This window comes from Rhizobium sp. SG741, assembly GCF_012275435.1.
Taxonomy (GTDB): domain Bacteria; phylum Pseudomonadota; class Alphaproteobacteria; order Rhizobiales; family Rhizobiaceae; genus Rhizobium; species Rhizobium lusitanum.
The window spans coordinates 344,113-360,457 of sequence record NZ_JAAZQP010000004.1 but is presented as its reverse complement, the minus strand read 5'-3'; the positions used below and the strand labels follow the sequence as shown (position 1 = coordinate 360,457).

The 16,345-nt window shown below is 58.2% G+C and carries 19 protein-coding genes and 1 tRNA gene; 6 read left to right on the top strand and 14 right to left on the bottom strand.

What is annotated here, in order from left to right:
* Positions 1-55: 55 nt before the first annotated feature.
* From fghA to FHT29_RS13270, 5 genes are all read right to left on the bottom strand, one after another.
* A complete protein-coding gene (fghA, locus tag FHT29_RS13290; protein ID WP_047556663.1) occupies positions 56-889 on the bottom strand; it encodes an S-formylglutathione hydrolase in 834 nt (277 codons plus the stop codon).
* Entirely contained in the window at positions 886-1,353 is a 468-nt protein-coding gene (locus FHT29_RS13285; protein ID WP_047556665.1) for a YaiI/YqxD family protein, read from the bottom strand. The genes fghA and FHT29_RS13285 overlap by 4 nt, the downstream gene beginning before the upstream one ends.
* A gap of 71 nt (positions 1,354-1,424) precedes the next feature.
* The gene (locus FHT29_RS13280) at positions 1,425-2,552 is read right to left on the bottom strand and encodes an S-(hydroxymethyl)glutathione dehydrogenase/class III alcohol dehydrogenase (protein ID WP_037202286.1); all 1,128 of its coding nucleotides are present in this window, start codon (positions 2,550-2,552) and stop codon (positions 1,425-1,427) included.
* Positions 2,553-2,642: 90 nt separating this feature from the next.
* Positions 2,643-4,652 (bottom strand): acetyl/propionyl/methylcrotonyl-CoA carboxylase subunit alpha, encoded by a 2,010-nt coding sequence (locus FHT29_RS13275; protein WP_047556667.1) that lies wholly within the window; start codon positions 4,650-4,652, stop codon positions 2,643-2,645.
* An 81-nt stretch (positions 4,653-4,733) separates the two neighbouring features.
* A complete protein-coding gene (locus FHT29_RS13270) occupies positions 4,734-5,669 on the bottom strand; it encodes a DMT family transporter (protein ID WP_037202284.1) in 936 nt (311 codons plus the stop codon).
* 193 nt (positions 5,670-5,862) lie between these two features.
* Here FHT29_RS13270 and FHT29_RS13265 point away from each other — a divergent pair, with 193 nt between their 5' ends.
* Complete coding sequence (locus FHT29_RS13265) at positions 5,863-6,285, top strand: helix-turn-helix transcriptional regulator (protein ID WP_037202283.1); 423 nt, start codon at positions 5,863-5,865, stop codon at positions 6,283-6,285.
* Here the strand turns inward: FHT29_RS13265 and lipB are convergent.
* On the bottom strand, positions 6,282-6,998 hold the full coding sequence (lipB, locus tag FHT29_RS13260; RefSeq protein ID WP_037202825.1) for a lipoyl(octanoyl) transferase LipB: 717 nt from the start codon (positions 6,996-6,998) through the stop codon (positions 6,282-6,284). The genes FHT29_RS13265 and lipB overlap by 4 nt on opposite strands.
* A gap of 242 nt (positions 6,999-7,240) precedes the next feature.
* On the opposite strand from lipB, the gene FHT29_RS13255 reads away from it, so the two are divergent.
* A tRNA-Leu gene (locus FHT29_RS13255) sits at positions 7,241-7,325 on the top strand.
* 872 nt (positions 7,326-8,197) lie between these two features.
* Here the strand turns inward: FHT29_RS13255 and FHT29_RS13250 are convergent.
* From FHT29_RS13250 to FHT29_RS13230, 5 genes are all read right to left on the bottom strand, one after another.
* Positions 8,198-8,404, bottom strand: coding sequence for a hypothetical protein (locus tag FHT29_RS13250; RefSeq protein WP_037202282.1), 207 nt, complete (start codon positions 8,402-8,404; stop codon positions 8,198-8,200).
* Positions 8,405-8,465: 61 nt separating this feature from the next.
* The gene (locus tag FHT29_RS13245) at positions 8,466-8,705 is read right to left on the bottom strand and encodes a hypothetical protein (protein ID WP_037202280.1); all 240 of its coding nucleotides are present in this window, start codon (positions 8,703-8,705) and stop codon (positions 8,466-8,468) included.
* A 119-nt stretch (positions 8,706-8,824) separates the two neighbouring features.
* Entirely contained in the window at positions 8,825-9,097 is a 273-nt protein-coding gene (locus FHT29_RS13240) for a hypothetical protein (RefSeq protein ID WP_047638323.1), read from the bottom strand.
* A 481-nt stretch (positions 9,098-9,578) separates the two neighbouring features.
* On the bottom strand, positions 9,579-9,740 hold the full coding sequence (locus FHT29_RS13235) for a hypothetical protein (RefSeq protein WP_156143714.1): 162 nt from the start codon (positions 9,738-9,740) through the stop codon (positions 9,579-9,581).
* 219 nt (positions 9,741-9,959) lie between these two features.
* A complete protein-coding gene (locus FHT29_RS13230) occupies positions 9,960-10,208 on the bottom strand; it encodes a hypothetical protein (protein WP_168599743.1) in 249 nt (82 codons plus the stop codon).
* A 281-nt stretch (positions 10,209-10,489) separates the two neighbouring features.
* Here FHT29_RS13230 and FHT29_RS13225 point away from each other — a divergent pair, with 281 nt between their 5' ends.
* Positions 10,490-11,410, top strand: coding sequence for an ornithine cyclodeaminase family protein (locus tag FHT29_RS13225; RefSeq protein ID WP_168599742.1), 921 nt, complete (start codon positions 10,490-10,492; stop codon positions 11,408-11,410).
* A gap of 238 nt (positions 11,411-11,648) precedes the next feature.
* Positions 11,649-12,188 (top strand): hypothetical protein, encoded by a 540-nt coding sequence (locus FHT29_RS13220; RefSeq protein ID WP_037202275.1) that lies wholly within the window; start codon positions 11,649-11,651, stop codon positions 12,186-12,188.
* 64 nt (positions 12,189-12,252) lie between these two features.
* Here FHT29_RS13220 and FHT29_RS13215 read toward each other — a convergent pair whose 3' ends face one another.
* Positions 12,253-12,747, bottom strand: coding sequence for a peptide deformylase (locus tag FHT29_RS13215; protein ID WP_168599741.1), 495 nt, complete (start codon positions 12,745-12,747; stop codon positions 12,253-12,255).
* Between the two features lie 194 nt (positions 12,748-12,941).
* Between FHT29_RS13215 and mgtE the strand changes: the two genes are divergently transcribed.
* Together mgtE and FHT29_RS13205 are read left to right on the top strand one after the other, a co-directional pair.
* Positions 12,942-14,339: a magnesium transporter gene (mgtE, locus tag FHT29_RS13210; RefSeq protein ID WP_047556675.1), complete on the top strand. Its 1,398-nt coding sequence runs from the start codon at positions 12,942-12,944 to the stop codon at positions 14,337-14,339.
* An 88-nt stretch (positions 14,340-14,427) separates the two neighbouring features.
* Positions 14,428-14,817, top strand: a complete 390-nt coding sequence (locus tag FHT29_RS13205; protein ID WP_037202268.1) for a MerR family DNA-binding transcriptional regulator — start codon at positions 14,428-14,430, stop codon at positions 14,815-14,817.
* Between the two features lie 26 nt (positions 14,818-14,843).
* Here FHT29_RS13205 and FHT29_RS13200 read toward each other — a convergent pair whose 3' ends face one another.
* Positions 14,844-15,317 carry an isoprenylcysteine carboxylmethyltransferase family protein gene (locus tag FHT29_RS13200; protein WP_037202266.1) on the bottom strand — a complete coding sequence of 158 codons (474 nt, stop codon included), beginning with the start codon at positions 15,315-15,317 and terminating at the stop codon, positions 14,844-14,846.
* Positions 15,318-15,329: 12 nt separating this feature from the next.
* Positions 15,330-16,319 carry a DUF1624 domain-containing protein gene (locus FHT29_RS13195; protein WP_037202264.1) on the bottom strand — a complete coding sequence of 330 codons (990 nt, stop codon included), beginning with the start codon at positions 16,317-16,319 and terminating at the stop codon, positions 15,330-15,332.
* Between the last annotated feature and the right edge of the window lie 26 nt (positions 16,320-16,345).

Here is a 16,345-nt window from a genome sequence, read left to right as displayed (position 1 = left end):
CTCTGCCAAAAGAGCTTTTCAAGCTATTGAGCGCATAGCTGCCATGCCACCCGTTTCATGCCAGCCGTTCGGCGTGCCATCTCAGGTGATCATCCATGAAGCTGGAGATGAAGTAGTAGGAGTGGTCATAGCGCTCGTGCATGCGTAGCGTCAGGCCGATGCCGGTGCCTTTGACAGCCTCTTCGAACAGCCAGGGACGCAGGCCATTTTCAAGGAAGCTGTCGGCCTTGCCCTGATCGATCAGGAACTCCGGGAAGCGGGCGCCGTCCTCGACGAGGGAGCACGCGTCGTATTGTCTCCAGGCCGATTTGTCGGCGCCGAGATATTTGTCGAAGGCCGGAGCCGACCAATCGGCCGTCGAAGGCTGGACGATGGGCGCGAAGGCGGAGCAGCTCCTGAAGCGGTCTGGATTCTTGAGCGCGATGGTCATTGCGCCATGACCACCCATGGAATGGCCGAAAATGCCCTGTTTGCTCATGTCGACGCGGAACTGCTTGGCGATGAGGTGAGGCAATTCCTCCGTGACGTAGCTATACATCCGGTAGTTCTCGGCCCAGGGCATCTCGGTGGCGTCGAGATAGAAGCCGGCGCCTTTGCCCATCTGCCAGTTGGTCAGTTCATCCGGCACGTCATTGCCGCGCGGGCTGGTGTCCGGGCAGACGACAATCAGGCCGAGCTCGGCAGCCATGCGGCGATACTCACCTTTCTCCATGACATTGGCGTGGGTGCAGGTAAGGCCGGAGAGATACCAGACGACAGGGCGGGGTTCCTTGATTGCCTGCGGCGGCACGAAGACTGCGAACGTCATCTCGCATTTGCAGGCCTCCGATTCGTGCGAGAAGACGCCCTGCATGCCGCCGAAGGCGGTGTTCTGGGAAATGATGTTCAAGACTGGTCTCCAGGCGATGATTGAAGTGCTTTTGCACGCCGGCACAGCCGGTCGAAGGTTTCGAGGAAGGTCGAGCGGTCGCGCGGCGAAAAGGCGGCGTTGTATCCTTTGCTCTCGCCGGTCTCACGAAGATGCGCGCCGAGATCACGCATGGCGGTTGCCATGCCGATATTGGCGACGTCGAACACCCGGCCGGTCGGCCCGGTCACCAGCGCGCCGGTGGCGACGCAACGCCCGGCGAGCGGCACATCGGCCGTGACGACGATATCGCCGGGACCGGCATGCTCGGCGATCCAGTTGTCGGCGGCATCGAAAGCATTGGAGACGATGACGTTCCGCACCATCGGATCCCGCGACGGGCGCAATCCGGAATTAGCGACAAGCGTCACTTCGATGCCGTGACGTTCGGCAACTTTCAAAATTTCCGGTTTGACCGGACAGGCATCGGCATCGACATAAATCATAGGATACTTCAATAATTCAAATAGCATGCGGTGATTAACTCATCCACCGCATGCAACTCCGTTGGCGGCTATTAGTAAACCACCACGCCCCGGATGCTTTCGCCGGAATGCATCAGCTCAAAGCCCTTGTTGATGTCTTCGAGCGGCATGGTGTGGGTGATCATCGGATCGATCTGGATCTTGCCTTCCATGTACCAGTCGACGATCTTCGGCACATCGGTGCGGCCACGCGCGCCCCCGAAGGCGGTGCCCATCCAGTTGCGACCGGTGACCAGCTGGAATGGACGGGTGGAGATTTCCTGGCCGGCACCGGCAACGCCGATGATAACGGACTTGCCCCAGCCGCGGTGCGAGGCTTCCAATGCCTGACGCATGACCTTGGTGTTGCCCGTGCAGTCGAACGTATAGTCGGCACCGCCGATCAGATCGCCATTGCGCTTCGTCAGGTTGACGAGGTAGGGCACGATGTCGTCACCGACTTCCTTCGGGTTGACGAAATGCGTCATACCGAACTTTTCGCCCCAGGCCTTGCGATCATTGTTGATGTCGACGCCGATGATGATGTCGGCGCCGGCAAGGCGCAGGCCTTGAAGCACGTTGAGACCGATACCGCCGAGACCGAAGACGATAGCGGTCGAGCCGATTTCGACCTTGGCGGTGTTGATGACGGCGCCGATGCCCGTGGTGACGCCGCAGCCGATATAGCAGATCTTATCAAAGGGCGCGTCGGGATTGACCTTGGCAAGCGCGATCTCCGGCAGGACGGTGAAGTTGGCGAAGGTCGAGCAGCCCATGTAGTGATGGATCTTGTCCTTGCCGATCGAGAAGCGCGATGTGCCATCGGGCATCAGGCCCTGTCCCTGGGTGGCGCGGATCGAGGTGCAGAGGTTGGTCTTTCGCGACAGGCAGGAATAGCATTCGCGGCACTCCGGCGTGTAAAGCGGAATGACGTGATCGCCCTTCTTCACCGAGGTGACGCCCGGACCGACGTCGACGACGATGCCGGCGCCCTCGTGGCCGAGGATGGCGGGAAACAGGCCCTCGGGATCGGCGCCCGACAGCGTGAAATCGTCGGTGTGGCAGATGCCTGTCGCCTTCACCTCGATCAGCACTTCGCCCGCCTTCGGCCCTTCGAGCTGAACCGTCATCACCTCGAGCGGCTTGCCGGCTTGAACTGCTACTGCAGCACGTACATCCATCGTTTCATCCCTTCCTGCAATGTTTTGGTTCGCGCGGACATTGGCATGGGCGCGCGGGACGGCTCAAGCGAAATTAATGCCGTATTTTGATCAGGCAAATTCCATGATGACGGCATCGACGGCGAGGCTTTCACCGGGCTTGGCGTTGATCTTGCCGACGGTCAGGTCACGTTCGGCGCGCAGAACGTTCTCCATCTTCATTGCCTCGACAATGGCGAGAGTCTCACCGGCCTTGACTTCCTGGCCTTCGGCGACGGCAATGGCGACGACAAGACCGGGCATTGGGCAAAGGAGCAGCTTCGACGTGTCGGGCGGCAATTTTACCGGCATCAGCTTGTCGAGCTCCGCCTGGCGAGGCGTGAAGATCTTGACCCTGACGGACATGCCTTGCCAGTCGATGCGCAGGCCGTTCAGCACGGGGCGGATCTGGGCAGTGATCCTATGTTTGGCGACTGTGCCAACCCATACGGCGTCGCCCGGACGCCAATCGGTCGCGACCGTCACGGTCTCTCCGCCTATCTGCATGCCCATCTCGAATGGAATAGTCACCACGCCATCCAGCAGCCCCACGGAGAGGTAATCGGCGCCGAGCTTGATCACCCAGTTCTCCCGCAGCGGTCCCGCCGTGGGGCGCAGCCTGTCGGCATAGCGTTCGCGACGGTTGGATTCGATCAGGCTGCAGGAGAGGGCGATTGCAGCAAGCGGGGCAGCCTGGCTCTCGTCCGGCGCCATCGGAGCAAAACCGTGCGGATATTCCTCGGCGATGAAGCCGGTGGAAAGACGCCCCTCGCGCCAGCGCGGATGCTTCATCAGCGCCGACAAAAACGGCATGTTGTGTTCGATGCCGTCAACGACGAAACCGTCCAGCGCCTCACCCATGGCCTCGATGGCCTCCAGCCGAGATGGAGCCCAGGTGCAGAGCTTGGCGATCATCGGATCGTAATACATGGAAATTTCGGCGCCTTCGAAGACGCCGGTGTCGTTGCGGACGACGGATTTGCCGCGTTTGCCTTCGCGCGGCGGATGGTAGTGCGTCAGCCGGCCGATCGAAGGCAGGAAATTGCGATAGGGATCCTCGGCATAGAGGCGACTTTCGACTGCCCAGCCGTTCAGCTTGATGTCTTCCTGCTTGAAAGGCAGCTTTCCGCCGGCGGCGACACGGATCATCTGTTCGACAAGATCGACGCCGGTCACGAGCTCCGTTACGGGATGTTCGACCTGCAGGCGGGTGTTCATTTCGAGAAAATAGAAATTTCTGTCGCGGTCGACGATGAACTCGACGGTGCCGGCGCTCTGATAATCCACGGCCCTGGCGAGTGCAACCGACTGCTCGCCCATGGCCTTTCGTGTTGCGTCATCGAGAAAAGGCGAGGGTGCTTCCTCGACCACCTTCTGATTCCGGCGCTGGATCGAACATTCGCGCTCGCCGAGATAGACGACATTGCCGTGGCCATCGGCCAGCACCTGGATTTCGATGTGGCGTGGGTCGACAACGAATTTCTCGATGAAGACGCGGTCGTCGCCAAAGGAGCTTTTCGCTTCCGAACGGGCACGATCGAAGCCGTCGCGCACCTCATCCTTGCTCCAGGCGATGCGCATACCCTTGCCGCCACCGCCGGCGGATGCCTTGATCATCACGGGATAGCCGATTTCGCCGGCAATCTTTTCGGCATGATCGGCATCATCGATGATGCCGAGATGTCCCGGGACGGTGGAGACCTTGGCGGCATTGGCGAATTTCTTCGATTCGATCTTGTCGCCCATGGCTTCGATCGCCTTCGGCTTCGGGCCGATGAAGACGATGCCCTCTTTTTCCAGCGCCGAGCAGAAGGACGCACGCTCGGAGAGAAAGCCGTAGCCTGGATGAACCGCTTCCGCTCCAGTCTCCTTGCAGGCTGCTATGATCTTTTCAGCAACGAGATAGCTTTCCGCGGCCGGAGCAGGGCCGATATGGACGGCCTCGTCGGCCATCTCGACATGCAGGGCATCCCGATCGGCATCGGAATAGACGGCAACCGTCAGGATGCCCATCCGGCGCGCCGTCTTGATCACGCGGCAAGCGATCTCGCCGCGGTTGGCGATCAGGATTTTCTTGAACATGCGAACTCCGCCCAATACGTCTGCTGTGTCAGTGTTTTAGCCATAAATTGCGCCGTCGGTCCATGTGCAAGATGCGCGTACTCAAGCGGATTTGGCCGATCGCGACTGCACGCGCTCCCGCCAGATGATGAACAGGCCGGAACCGACGATGATCGCGATGCCGATCCATTTGGAAAGATTGGGAAAATCGCCGAAGATCGCATAGCCGAGGATGGTGGCCGAGATAATCTCGAAATATTGGAAGGGTGCCAGCAGCGACAACGGCGCTAGCCGGAAGGCTCTGACGACGAGCATGTGCGCATAGCCTGAAATCGAGCCGAGAATCAGCAGGAGCACGAGACCGAGCCCGGAGACGGGCAGGGAAGGCTCGAAATCCGCAATACCGGCCGACGAGCCCGCCAGCAGAGCGAATGTCATGAACAGCGTGCCGCCGACACCGGCCATGATCTGCATCGTCAATGGCGAATCCGCTTCGCCGACCGCGCGATTCATGAACAGATAGAGCGCAAAGAGGAAGGCGCAGGCCACAGGCAGCAGCGCCTTCAATCCGAAAATCTCGAAACTCGGCTGGATGACGATCATCGCGCCGCCGAAACCGACGACGATCGCCAGCCAGCGCCGCCAGCCGACCCTATCGCCGAGGAACAGGGCCGAAAGCGCCGCGAGCATGAACGGCTCGACGAAATAGATCGCAAAGACATCGGCAAGCGGCATGTATTTGACGGCTGCGAAGAAGAGCAGGCTTGCAGCCCCATGCAGAGCGCCGCGCAAGAGGTTCAGCCAGGGCCGCTTCGCTGAGAAAGCCGCCCGGCCGGAAACGGTCACGAGCAGCGGCAGCATGCAGACGATCTGGAAGAAGAAGCGGTAGAACGTCACCTGGCCGGGCGACATGCCTTCGAAACTCGCCATGTATTTGGCGATCGCGTCCATCGTCGGCAATATGATCATGGCACTCGCCATGATCGTCATGCCTTGAAGCGGGTTTTGCTGGGTGGGAGCGGCTGAAGCGACGGACATGGGCTGCCATCAAACACAGGAACGGCATGCAATCAAGAAGCGATCCGATGCGCCGCAAAGGTCAAACTTTGCCAATTGGGACAGATCATGGTGGCGAGATGACGCCCTTAGACCTATCTCAGCCTTCGGAACCGGCTAAAACATAAGCGCGCCGCAGAATTTCGCCGGCGCGGCCAGGAAAGGGATCGCACCGATGTTCAAGACAGAACAAGAGACGACCATTTTTTCGGATGAGGGCGACGATACCCTGGGCGGGCGGCTCTCCATGGCCCGCGACGCCGCCGGCATCAGCTTGGAGACGCTGGCAAGCCAGCTTGGCGTCAGCGAAGAAACGATGCTTGCTTGGGAATCGGACCGCTCCGAACCCAAGGCGTCCGCTCTGGTCAAGATGTCGGTTCTCTTCGGCGTTTCTCCCGCATGGCTGATGACGGGGGCAGGCGACGGCCCCGGCGAGGATAGTGACGAACGCGCGCTCGAAGCCGTCAGGAACGAGCTTTCCCGTTTGCGGACGGCCCATGAGGAAATCGGCAGGCTGATCGAGACAACCACTCGCCAGATCGAACGGCTCGACCATCAGATCAGGCTGCGCAACGTCAGCAAGGACATTGCGCATTAAGAGTCGTTGACGGTCTCGCCGAATACCTGCTCGAAAGCCTCGCGCAGACGGATATCCACATCCGCCATCATGACCGGCAGGCCGAGATCGACCAGGCTCGTAACGCCGTAGGCGGAGATCCCGCAGGGCACGATGCCGGAGAAATGGCCAAGATCGGGATCGACGTTGAGCGAAAGGCCATGAAACGTCACCCATTTGCGCACGCGAATGCCAAGGGCGGCAATCTTGTCCTCGGCCATGGTGCCATCCGGCAGCACCGGCCTCTCCGGGCGCCTCACCCAGACGCCGACGCGATCCTCGCGCCGCTCGCCACGAACATTCATCGATTCGAGGGTGCGGATGATGACTTCCTCGAGAGAGGCGACAAAGGCGCGGATATCCTGCCGCCGACACTTCAGGTCCAGCATGACATAGGCCACGCGCTGGCCGGGCCCGTGATAGGTGTATTCACCGCCACGTCCCGTGGCAAAAACCGGAAAACGATCCGGCTCGATGAGATCGGCGGCATTGGCGCTGGTGCCCGCCGTATAGAGTGGCGGATGCTCCACCAACCAGACGAGTTCCGGTGCACGCCCATCGGCTATCGCGGCGACTTCCGCTTCCATGGTCGCCACCGCTTCGTCATAGGGCACCAGGCCATCGGCGATACGCCAGCGTACGGGCGAGGTGCCTTCGACGGGAAACATTTGATGTGAGAGTTCAGTGCGAAGCATGAGCCAGTCCTTTGCGCCCATCCGGCAGACCGCTCATGTGGAAATCCGGCGCGCCGACGGGTTGTCCACATATGGAGGTATTCAGGCGGAAATTCAAACATCTACGGCGCTTGCCAGGTAATTCCGAAGCCGCAATCCGAGGAGCTGTGAAGGAATTTAAAAAAACTGACACATCGCTCTTGTGCCCCCCGGATGCTTTTGCTACATGCAGCCGCGCCGGAGCAATCCGGCCCTACCACGATGCGGTCGTGGCGGAATTGGTAGACGCGCAGCGTTGAGGTCGCTGTGGGGCAACCCGTGGAAGTTCGAGTCTTCTCGACCGCACCAAAGACAACGACGCTGTCGTTGTTCTTCATTCGAAGTGTCCCATCCGAAAAACGCCTGGGACACCTCGACCTCTTCTAGCGCTTCTTGCGCAAGAGTTCGGCCTCAACTTTCCCCGTATAGATTTTGTTAGTTTTGGCTGCACCTGAACTCGGCGAGTTCTTTGCGCACGCTCTGGGCGGATGGCTGGCCTATGCCGGCATCCCGGCACAACATTTGAACCGTGAGCAGTGTGTTCGCAGCGAAGACTGTCGTTGTCGTGGTTTTTGTCGTCTGCGCGCTTGAACTAGCTCGCGCGCTGCGGTCGCGTTGGTCGATCACGCTCAATTCGGAGAGCTTTGAGAAGTGCAGCCCTCTCCATCCGCACTCGGATGTTGCCGGAGCTGATATCGGCGAACACAGTTCCGGTCTTTTCGCTGATTGGGCATTTGAATCGTCTGCGAACTGGTCGATGTCTGATCATTGTCGTCATCCCTGATTGATTTTTGGAGAACCTGACCGGCGCAAAGTATCCGGTGTCGCCGACTTACTACTTCAGTATTGAGAGGCCGGAGAACAGAGCAACAAGCCCAGCTGTGAGAACTGACGTTTCAATCAGGAAAACAGTGCATTGCCGGCGATTGAGTGCGAAATAAAATTGTTTCACGGAAATGCTCCTTTTTATGATTATTTTCTAAGCCCCCGCAGTGTATCATAGATCTATTGGAATTATTTATTATTTTCTGATTTATGCCGAACTGGCATATTTATTGCCGGCGGCATTTTGCGGCCAGGGCCAAAAAACAGTTAAAACAGAGCGGCCTTATTTCATGTGAACTCAATCAGTTAAGCGTGCGCCGATCCGTTCGAGGCCGCTTCGCCATCGTCCTGGTCCGTCAGCTTTGATCCAAGCTTGGCGACCAGCCGCGCGTCATGCCCCTGCTCATTGCGGCGGACGCGAGTGAAAGCTGGTGGCGAAGGTGCTGGATGCGTTCCACCAGGTCGCCGATCGCGGCCCGCGCGTCGCCATCATGGGCGGCAAGGATCGCTTCGATCGGATCGAAATCTGATTCCTCAGGAGCCAGAGGGGATTCGGCACTCATCGACGCACATCTCCGTTCCGTCGCAGAACGGCGGTTCGCATTACCAAATTGTCAGTCAATTTCAGGCGGCGTTGAGATCCGCGATTTCACCATGCTGGATCAGCAGGCGAGGGGACGTCATGTCGCCGGTCTCATCGTCAACCATGACCGCGTAGGCAGCCACGCCGACAAAGCGTGACGACATCGCCGTCGCGATCTTTTCGGCGCTCATCGCATTCGAGGCCTGGCGCATCTCAGCTGGAACAAGATTTCCGCGGTTCTTTTTGTACGGCAGGACAATGAATTTCTCGGCGATCGCCATGATGTTTTCCTTGATTTGTTCTCAAAATGTTCTCATTCCGAGTCGGAGTCAAGGACCAATGAAAAACTCAATCCCTCTGGCGCGGCTACAGAAGTCGTCTTCGAGGCGTGGCAGCGATTCTAGTGCTCAGGCGGCTTGTCGTTTGATCGCAGCTTTTGCCCATCCAGATAGCCGTGTTCAAAGGCCTTGGCGAGTTTGCTTCCCTCCGGATAAGGATTCTTCTCGCTCTCTTCCTCCCGTTTGCCTGCCTCCGCCCCACGCTCATAGGCTTCCTTTTCGCTATCGTCCGAAGCTTTCAAATCAAGTGGTTGGTTCGGCAGAGGCTGTATCGGGTTAGGCAGTCCGAGTTCCGGAGCCAGGATTGGGGGGGTGGTCGACGTGGGCGTGTTCATGGCTGTATCCTCCTGACGTTGTAACGCGATGCGCAGTCGGGAGTTCCAGCAGGGCATAGGGAAGGTATCTCAACACGCCGAGTTAGCCTGCCCCCTGAGATCAATGAAGGAATTGAACTACCATCAGCGCTACAGTGATTGCGCCTGCACATACCGTCAAAGCGGTCAAAATCGAAGTCGACATCATCTCGCTCCTCGAACATCTTTGCCTCGAACCACAAAGTGAGAGGCTGCTTACATGACCAAAAGCAAGATGTCGCGTGACAAGGGGCGTGACATGGTAAGCATGCGCCGATAGCGCGTGTTTAGTCTTCTTTGCTCCGATGGCTTTTGAATGATTTGCACGCGCCACCGCCCAGCCTGCGGTTCGGCTCTGGGCGCGAAAACAATTCAGGCCAGGTAAATGGCAGGAAGTGTGACCGGTGATCAAGAAATATCCGGTCTAATTCCGGAGCCTGCCGTCAACGACCGGCGGTCGTTTTCACGAGGACGGCGCTTGCGGGTCTTCAACTCGAATCCGTCCAGGCTCAACCGGAAGGTCGCGCTTCAATCCCGCCAGACGATCCATCTCATCTTCCACTTTAAGAAGATCGTGTAACTTCTGGTCGGTGAGAATATTGTCTCGATCGTCATGCGAGGTCATGCGATTGCTCCTTGACCTCTGCAGGCGAGAGTGCGTGTCGCTCTCAGCCGCTGGTGTCCCGCGGGTTCGGTAACCAGCGATGACCATACCCTACGCATCCTTAGGGCGAATGGCTAGTCATTTTGTAATAGTTGCCATTTTTCGCGGCGCCTTTGTCTTGCGGCCGGGTAGCTGTGCCTTAACGAGAAGGGGCGGCCTAGCTAAGCCGCCCCTTGGTTTTTACTTGCAAACCCGGATGGTCTTGACGATCCACTTTCCATGCACCTTCACCTTGTGATGATCGGTATGGCAAATGGGCTTGCGATGATGGCGAGGAGCCGCGGACGCCTGTCCCGATACAATGATCGTGGAAGCGGCCAAAATAGCTGCGAGGGTGAGTTTATGCATTTTGTAGCTCCAAAAATTTTGAATGCCACCAACGGTTACGCCAACAATGATTAATGAATGATTGTCATTGATCAGGCGCACTTATCATTTGTGCTCGCAAAGAAAATGCCCTGGAAGGGAGAGCATCCAGGGCAAGAGAGGGGAACTGCATTAGAGAGGTTAGGGCGGCGCGTCCGTACTTCAAGTCTTGGGTTCATTGCACGATCTCGTGAACGTCAAATGCCCGCTACTCTGCAGCAATTGCCATCAAAAAGCGGATTCCGGTGCAGGATTTCTATCGGGCATGGATTTTCTTAAGTGGGTCCATTGACCCGAAGTACGGTTGAGGTTGCACAATGCCTTAGCAGTTCGGAGGTCAAACCGTGACGAAAATACTCAGGGATGATGATTTGGTTGGGAGCGAACTTATGGGCGTTGCAATCAATGCCTTGGATGCCGCTTTCCTTGCCAGAGCTCGGGACCAAATGATATCCCCGCCCAGGCATCATGTCTCGTTTTCGAACCGAGGCGATTTGGTGTTTACAGTCGGCGGAATGTTGGGTGAGAAGCCACTTGCGGGCTTCCGGGTTTATGAAACGTTCGACGGTGTGGAGCATTCACAGATCGTCGCTGTGTGGTCTGTGGAAGACGCGAAGCTCAAAGGAATTGTCTTGGGCGAGCGCCTGGGCAACATACGAACGGGTGCAATTGGCGGCGTCGCGATCCGGCATCTTAGCTCGCCTGATGCCAAAATTGTTGGGATTCTCGGAAGTGGTGCTCAGGCGCGAACTCAACTGGCCGCAGCGACCACCGTCCGGCAAATTACGTCGGCACGCGTCTATAGCAGAGACGAGAAAAACCGTACTACCTTTGCCCAGGAGATGGAGCGGGAGCTCGGTATTGAGGTGAGGCCTGTTGGGAGCGTCCTAGACGCTGCGCGTGATGCTGACATCGTTATCTGCGCCACGACGAGCAGCACGCCAATAATACATGCTTCGGATTTGAAGCCTGGTGTGCATGTCAATACTGTCGGGCCTAAAACGCAACGAGGATACGAACTGGGCCTCGATATTGCAGACGTTGCAGATGTGATAGCGACCGACTCCCCCGAGCAGACACGCGCCTACGCTTCTCCCTTCTTTCTCGCTGGCTCCGGCAACGAACATCGGATGGCTGATCTAGCTGACATCATTGCCAAACGGGAGATCGGTCGAAGATCGTCTCAAGACACAACATTGTTTTGCTCGGTCGGATTGGCAGGAACTGAAGTCGTGGTCGCGTCCGCAATAATCGATCTGTTGTGAGCCGTCGAACCCGTGCGCGGATATGTTTCGCCGCGAATCAGACGACGACATGAATTCCCATCAACGGTTGAGAGCGAGGCCAAGCCGCTCTTCCCGATGGCTGTTTTCGTACAGTTTGCGTTCATCTTCGTCCGCATATGGTGTCATCCGTCGCCTCCTAGTCGCGTGTCGATTGACAATCGATGGGGACGATACGATTAATAATTTCGACATTCGTCATAGAGCGGAGGAAATGCCAATGACTAGTCGTGCCATCCTGTTGATGTCTCTAGCATCTCTCACAGTCGTAGGCTCGATCGGCCTCGCTTCGTCAGCTTCTGCGCTAACCATGAAAGAGTGCAGCGCCAAGTATCAGGCAGCCAAGACCGCTGGTACCTTGAACGGCCAGAAGTGGAACGACTTCCGTGCCACTCAGTGCAGTGCGGACGCCAGCGCCACAACGACGACCGCGCCGGCAACGACCGCACCTGCTGCGACGACGCCGCCGAAGACCACGAAGACGACGACCGCTGCGGCCAAGGTCGACGCCAATGAGCCTGACGCCACCAAGCCGCCGGCCAAAGAGCCGGCAAAGCCGACGATGGCTGCCCCGGCCGGCGTCAGCTTCCCGGCAAGCGTTGATCCGAAGTATGCAAGCGAAACCCCCGGCAAGGGCCGTTTCCATACCTGCGTCGACGCATACAATGCCAACAAGGCCAAGAATTCGCTCGGCGGCCTGAAGTGGATCGAGAAGGGCGGCGGCTACTACAGCCTCTGCAACTCCAAGCTCAAGGGCTGATTTCCGGATTGACCGGACGATCGAGCGGGCGCCTTCGTGGCGCCCGTTTCATTTTGAAGCGCTTTCAGCTCCGCATCTTCTCCCATTTCTTTACCAGGCGATCACGCTTGAGTTTTGAAAGCCGCTGGAGCCAGAATATGCCGTCGAGCTGGTCGATCTCATGCTGGATGCAGATGGCCAGAAAACCTTCGGCCGCTGCTTCGTGCGCCGTACCGTCGATATCCTGATAATGAAAACGAATGGCCTTCGGCCTGGTGATCTCTTCGGTCATTCCGGGCATGGAGACACTGCCTTCCACATGCCGCATGGTCTCCTCCGATGACCAGAGGATCTCCGGATTGATGTAGGTGCGGACACTATCCTCGCGGCTGAGCTCGATCACGACAACGCGCGTGAGCACGCCGATGTGCGGACCTGTGATACCGACGCCGGGCGCGGCGCGCATCGTGTCCAAAAGATCAACCGTGAACATGCTTAGGTTGTCGTCGAAGACCGTGACCGCCGGGCAGGCGGTTCGAAGCAAGGGATCGGGAAAACGGATGATGGGACGAACCGGCAAAGCGCTCTCTACTGACTGGACGAGATGTTGATTGGCTTAGAATAGGGGCAAGGAAGAGACGATGCCATCGTCTTCGACGATCAAAGACGAAATATCAGCAATTCCGCCTATCCGATTGTTGACAGTGAGTTTTTTCCCTTCACTCTGAGGGATGGAATGCGGAGCGATCACGAATTGCAAGGTGGGGGCGGCTCATGACGATGACCGATGAAGACGGGATCAGCGACGCCGATATTTACGACGAACATGGCGCGGTACGCTCGGATTTTCTGACTGAGATCAGCGATGCGATCGATCGCAGCGATCGTTCCGTCATCGAGCGGCATGTCGTCAGGCTGCATGAATCCGAACTCGGCGACCTTCTGGAAGCGTTGCCACCGCCCGAGCGCCTGACCCTTGTCCGATTGCTCGGCGACGAATTCGACATGACGGCGCTGACGCAGGTGGATGAGGCGATCCGCATGGAGATCGTCGATCAGATGCCGAACGACCAGATCGCCGCTGGTATCGGCGAGCTGGATTCGGACGACGCCGTCTACATTCTGGAAGACCTCGATCAGGAAGACCGCGACGAGATCCTGTCGCAACTGCCTTTCACGGAACGCGTTCGCCTGCGACGCGCTTTGGAATACCCGGAGCAGTCTGCGGGCCGTCGCATGCAGACGGAGTTCATCGCCGTGCCGCCGTTCTGGACGGTAGGGCAGACGATCGACTACATGCGGGAAGGCGAGCAACTACCGGAAACCTTCACACAGGTCTTCGTCATCGATCCGAGCTTCAAACTGCTCGGCAGCATCGATCTCGATCGCATTCTGCGAGCGCAGCTTGAGGCCAAGGTCGAGAGCATCATGCGCGAGACATCGCATCCGATCCCGGCTGAGATGGACCAGGAGGAGGCGGCTCAGATCTTTGAGCAATATGACCTGCTGTCGGCCGCCGTCGTCGATGAGAACCAGCGCCTTGTCGGGGTACTGACGATCGATGATGTGGTCGACGTCATTCAGGAAGAGGCCGACGAGGATATCAAGCACCTCGGCGGTGTCGGTGACGAAGAGCTGTCCGATAATGTCATCTCCACGGTGCGGTCGCGCTTCGTCTGGCTGGCCGTCAATCTGATGACGGCCATATTGGCTTCCAGCATTATTGATGTTTTCGACGGCGCGATCGAGAAGATGGTGGCACTTGCCGTACTCATGCCGATCGTTGCCTCGATGGGCGGCAATGCCGGCACTCAGACCATGACCGTCACGGTGAGGGCGCTCGCCACTGGCGACCTCGATATCTACAACGCCTTCCGCGTCGTGCGCAGGGAAGCGAGCGTCGGCCTTTTCAATGGCATATTGTTCGCTGTCATCGTGGGGGCGATTGCGGTGCTATGGTTTCATGATTTCCAGCTCGGGATAGTCATCGGCGTGGCGATGATCATCAATCTTGTCGCGGCCGCGCTCGGCGGCATTTTGCTGCCTTTGCTATTGCATCGATTCGGAGCCGATCCGGCGATCGCATCATCCGCCTTCGTGACTACCGTTACGGATTGCACCGGATATCTGGCATTTCTCGGCCTTGCGACGTGGTGGTTTGCGCTTCGCTAGGTGGAAATGCCAAAATCGCCCTCCTGGACGAAAATTGACTATTACGTAAAAGTCAATATTATGGTCGCTGGCAGATAGGGGCGGATTCTTGGTAGACGGATATTATAGCATAACGGAGCTCACTCGGGAATTCGGGGTTTCCACCCGGACGTTGCGGTTCTACGAGGACGAGGGCCTCATCCACCCCGAACGCAGGGGCCGCACGCGGCTGTTCCGCGCAGCCGACCGGCGTCTGATCATGGAAATTCTGCGTGGCCGCCGTATCGGCTTCACCATCGCTGAAATCCGGGAGATCATCCAGGTCTACAAGGAACCGCCGGGCGAGATCGGTCAGCTGAAGCTGCTGATGAAGCGCGTCGACGAGAAGCGCGACGAACTGCGCCAGAAGCGCAAGGATATCGACGATACGCTAACCGAGCTCGACAATGTCGAAGAGGCCTGTCTTGGTCGCCTAGCCGATATCGGTGTGGGGACCTGATTGCGCCGGAATCGGCAATTCTCAGATCAAAGCCACCGGCGCGTATGCTTGCAGTAGAATTCAAACTCACAGCCGAAGCGCGAAAGGAGATGCATTTCCTCGCAGCGGATGACCAGAAGTGTCATCAGCGCCGCTGCGACAGCCGCCATTGCCACGAACCAGAGATTGCCGATCAGCAGGCCAAGCCCGGCCGTCAGCAGTGTATAGCCGAGATAGGTCGGATTGCGGGTGAAGCGAAATGGCCCCGTCGTCACCAGATGCCGGCTGCAGCGCTGCGTGAGCACGGTTGTTTTCCTCTCCATCAGCGTCTTGACGGCCCAGACGTTCAGCGTCACCGCAAAAGTGGTCAGGGCAGCGCCTATGCACCATGCGAGAAATGCCCAGGCAAAAGGCAAGGGTAGAGGATAATCCCGATAAAGATACAGCGCCGAAATGACGGCAAGACTATAGAGTAGCGGCGGCCACGGAAAACTCAGCGACTTCGAACGATAGGCATTCATCGAATAACCCTGTCATTGCGCTTCTTCCGTGCATTGTATCGCGATTCGGCTTACACGTTCATCGCTATCTGCCTTGATTGCCCCGGATTCCAGGGGTTTGAAGAGATTTTGCGCCTGCAACTTGTCGAGCGTGCATTGGCAGAAGCTGCGGCACATGGCTTCGGTGCCAGAGCGCGTGCAGGACGCCACGCATTGCCCGATATAGCCGACCGCCGGATCCTGCTGCGGAGCCGGGGCGACCAGAGACAGAAGATAGACAAGACCGAACAGCAACGGCTGGTGAACGAGATAGAAGATCAGGCTGTGACGGCCGGCGCGGGCAATCAGATTGCGGCCTGGGCCGAATGTCGCCAGCCGCTCTAGCCAGCCGAAGGACATTGCCACCTGCGCGACGCCGAGACCGAACAGAAATGGCGTCAACCAGGGGAAGAGCGGCACGTAGTCGTTCGATTGCTGGGGACTCTCCGATAGGCCGACCCACCAGAGCCATGGCGTATCGAATGCGGCGGAATGCAGCCCAAAGGGAGCAATGACGTTGTCGACGACAATGCCGGCCGCCAGCAAAGCGGCGATCAGCAGAGTTGCGAAGGCCGGCAGCCGCAAGAACAGCAAGCCTATCAGGCTGGCGGCGGCAATCGAATGAAGGATCCCAAAGTAGATCCATCCCGCACCGATAAACCAAAAGGTTACGATGGAGATCGCCGCGGCGGCGGCCACGATCATGCCGAGGCGCCGCCAGTAGGAGCGCCAGCGAATCCTGGGCGTATTGGCGAGCACGAGGCTGAACCCAGCCAGAAACAGGAAGGTGCTGGCGATGGCGCGGGCGTAAAATTTCAGCCATCCGGTTTCTGCCGTACCGCCGTCGAGATAGCCGAAAAACTCGAAATCCCAGGTGCAATGATAGCTTGCCATCGCCAGAAGGGCGACGCCACGCGCCGTATCCAGAATGCCGATGCGGGGCGTTTTTACGGGTGCATCGGCGCTCTCGGCGATAGCGACCATTGGCGGGTCCTTCCAGGCATGAACTC

Bases quoted from the DNA above. Each gene is read 5' to 3' on its own strand.
- FHT29_RS13245 (WP_037202280.1), bottom strand. From the start codon at position 8,705: ATGGCGATCGCCGAGAAATTCATTGTCCTGCCGTACAAAAAGAACCGC.
- FHT29_RS13235 (WP_156143714.1), bottom strand. From the start codon at position 9,740: ATGACCTCGCATGACGATCGAGACAATATTCTCACCGACCAGAAGTTA.
- FHT29_RS13265 (WP_037202283.1), top strand. From the start codon at position 5,863: ATGTTCAAGACAGAACAAGAGACGACCATTTTTTCGGATGAGGGCGAC.
- FHT29_RS13250 (WP_037202282.1), bottom strand. From the start codon at position 8,404: ATGAGTGCCGAATCCCCTCTGGCTCCTGAGGAATCAGATTTCGATCCG.
- lipB (WP_037202825.1), bottom strand. From the start codon at position 6,998: ATGCTTCGCACTGAACTCTCACATCAAATGTTTCCCGTCGAAGGCACC.
- FHT29_RS13270 (WP_037202284.1), bottom strand. From the start codon at position 5,669: ATGTCCGTCGCTTCAGCCGCTCCCACCCAGCAAAACCCGCTTCAAGGC.
- FHT29_RS13195 (WP_037202264.1), bottom strand. From the start codon at position 16,319: ATGGTCGCTATCGCCGAGAGCGCCGATGCACCCGTAAAAACGCCCCGC.
- FHT29_RS13220 (WP_037202275.1), top strand. From the start codon at position 11,649: ATGACTAGTCGTGCCATCCTGTTGATGTCTCTAGCATCTCTCACAGTC.
- FHT29_RS13285 (WP_047556665.1), bottom strand. From the start codon at position 1,353: ATGATTTATGTCGATGCCGATGCCTGTCCGGTCAAACCGGAAATTTTG.
- mgtE (WP_047556675.1), top strand. From the start codon at position 12,942: ATGACGATGACCGATGAAGACGGGATCAGCGACGCCGATATTTACGAC.
- FHT29_RS13240 (WP_047638323.1), bottom strand. From the start codon at position 9,097: ATGAACACGCCCACGTCGACCACCCCCCCAATCCTGGCTCCGGAACTC.
- FHT29_RS13200 (WP_037202266.1), bottom strand. From the start codon at position 15,317: ATGAATGCCTATCGTTCGAAGTCGCTGAGTTTTCCGTGGCCGCCGCTA.
- FHT29_RS13280 (WP_037202286.1), bottom strand. From the start codon at position 2,552: ATGGATGTACGTGCTGCAGTAGCAGTTCAAGCCGGCAAGCCGCTCGAG.
- FHT29_RS13275 (WP_047556667.1), bottom strand. From the start codon at position 4,652: ATGTTCAAGAAAATCCTGATCGCCAACCGCGGCGAGATCGCTTGCCGC.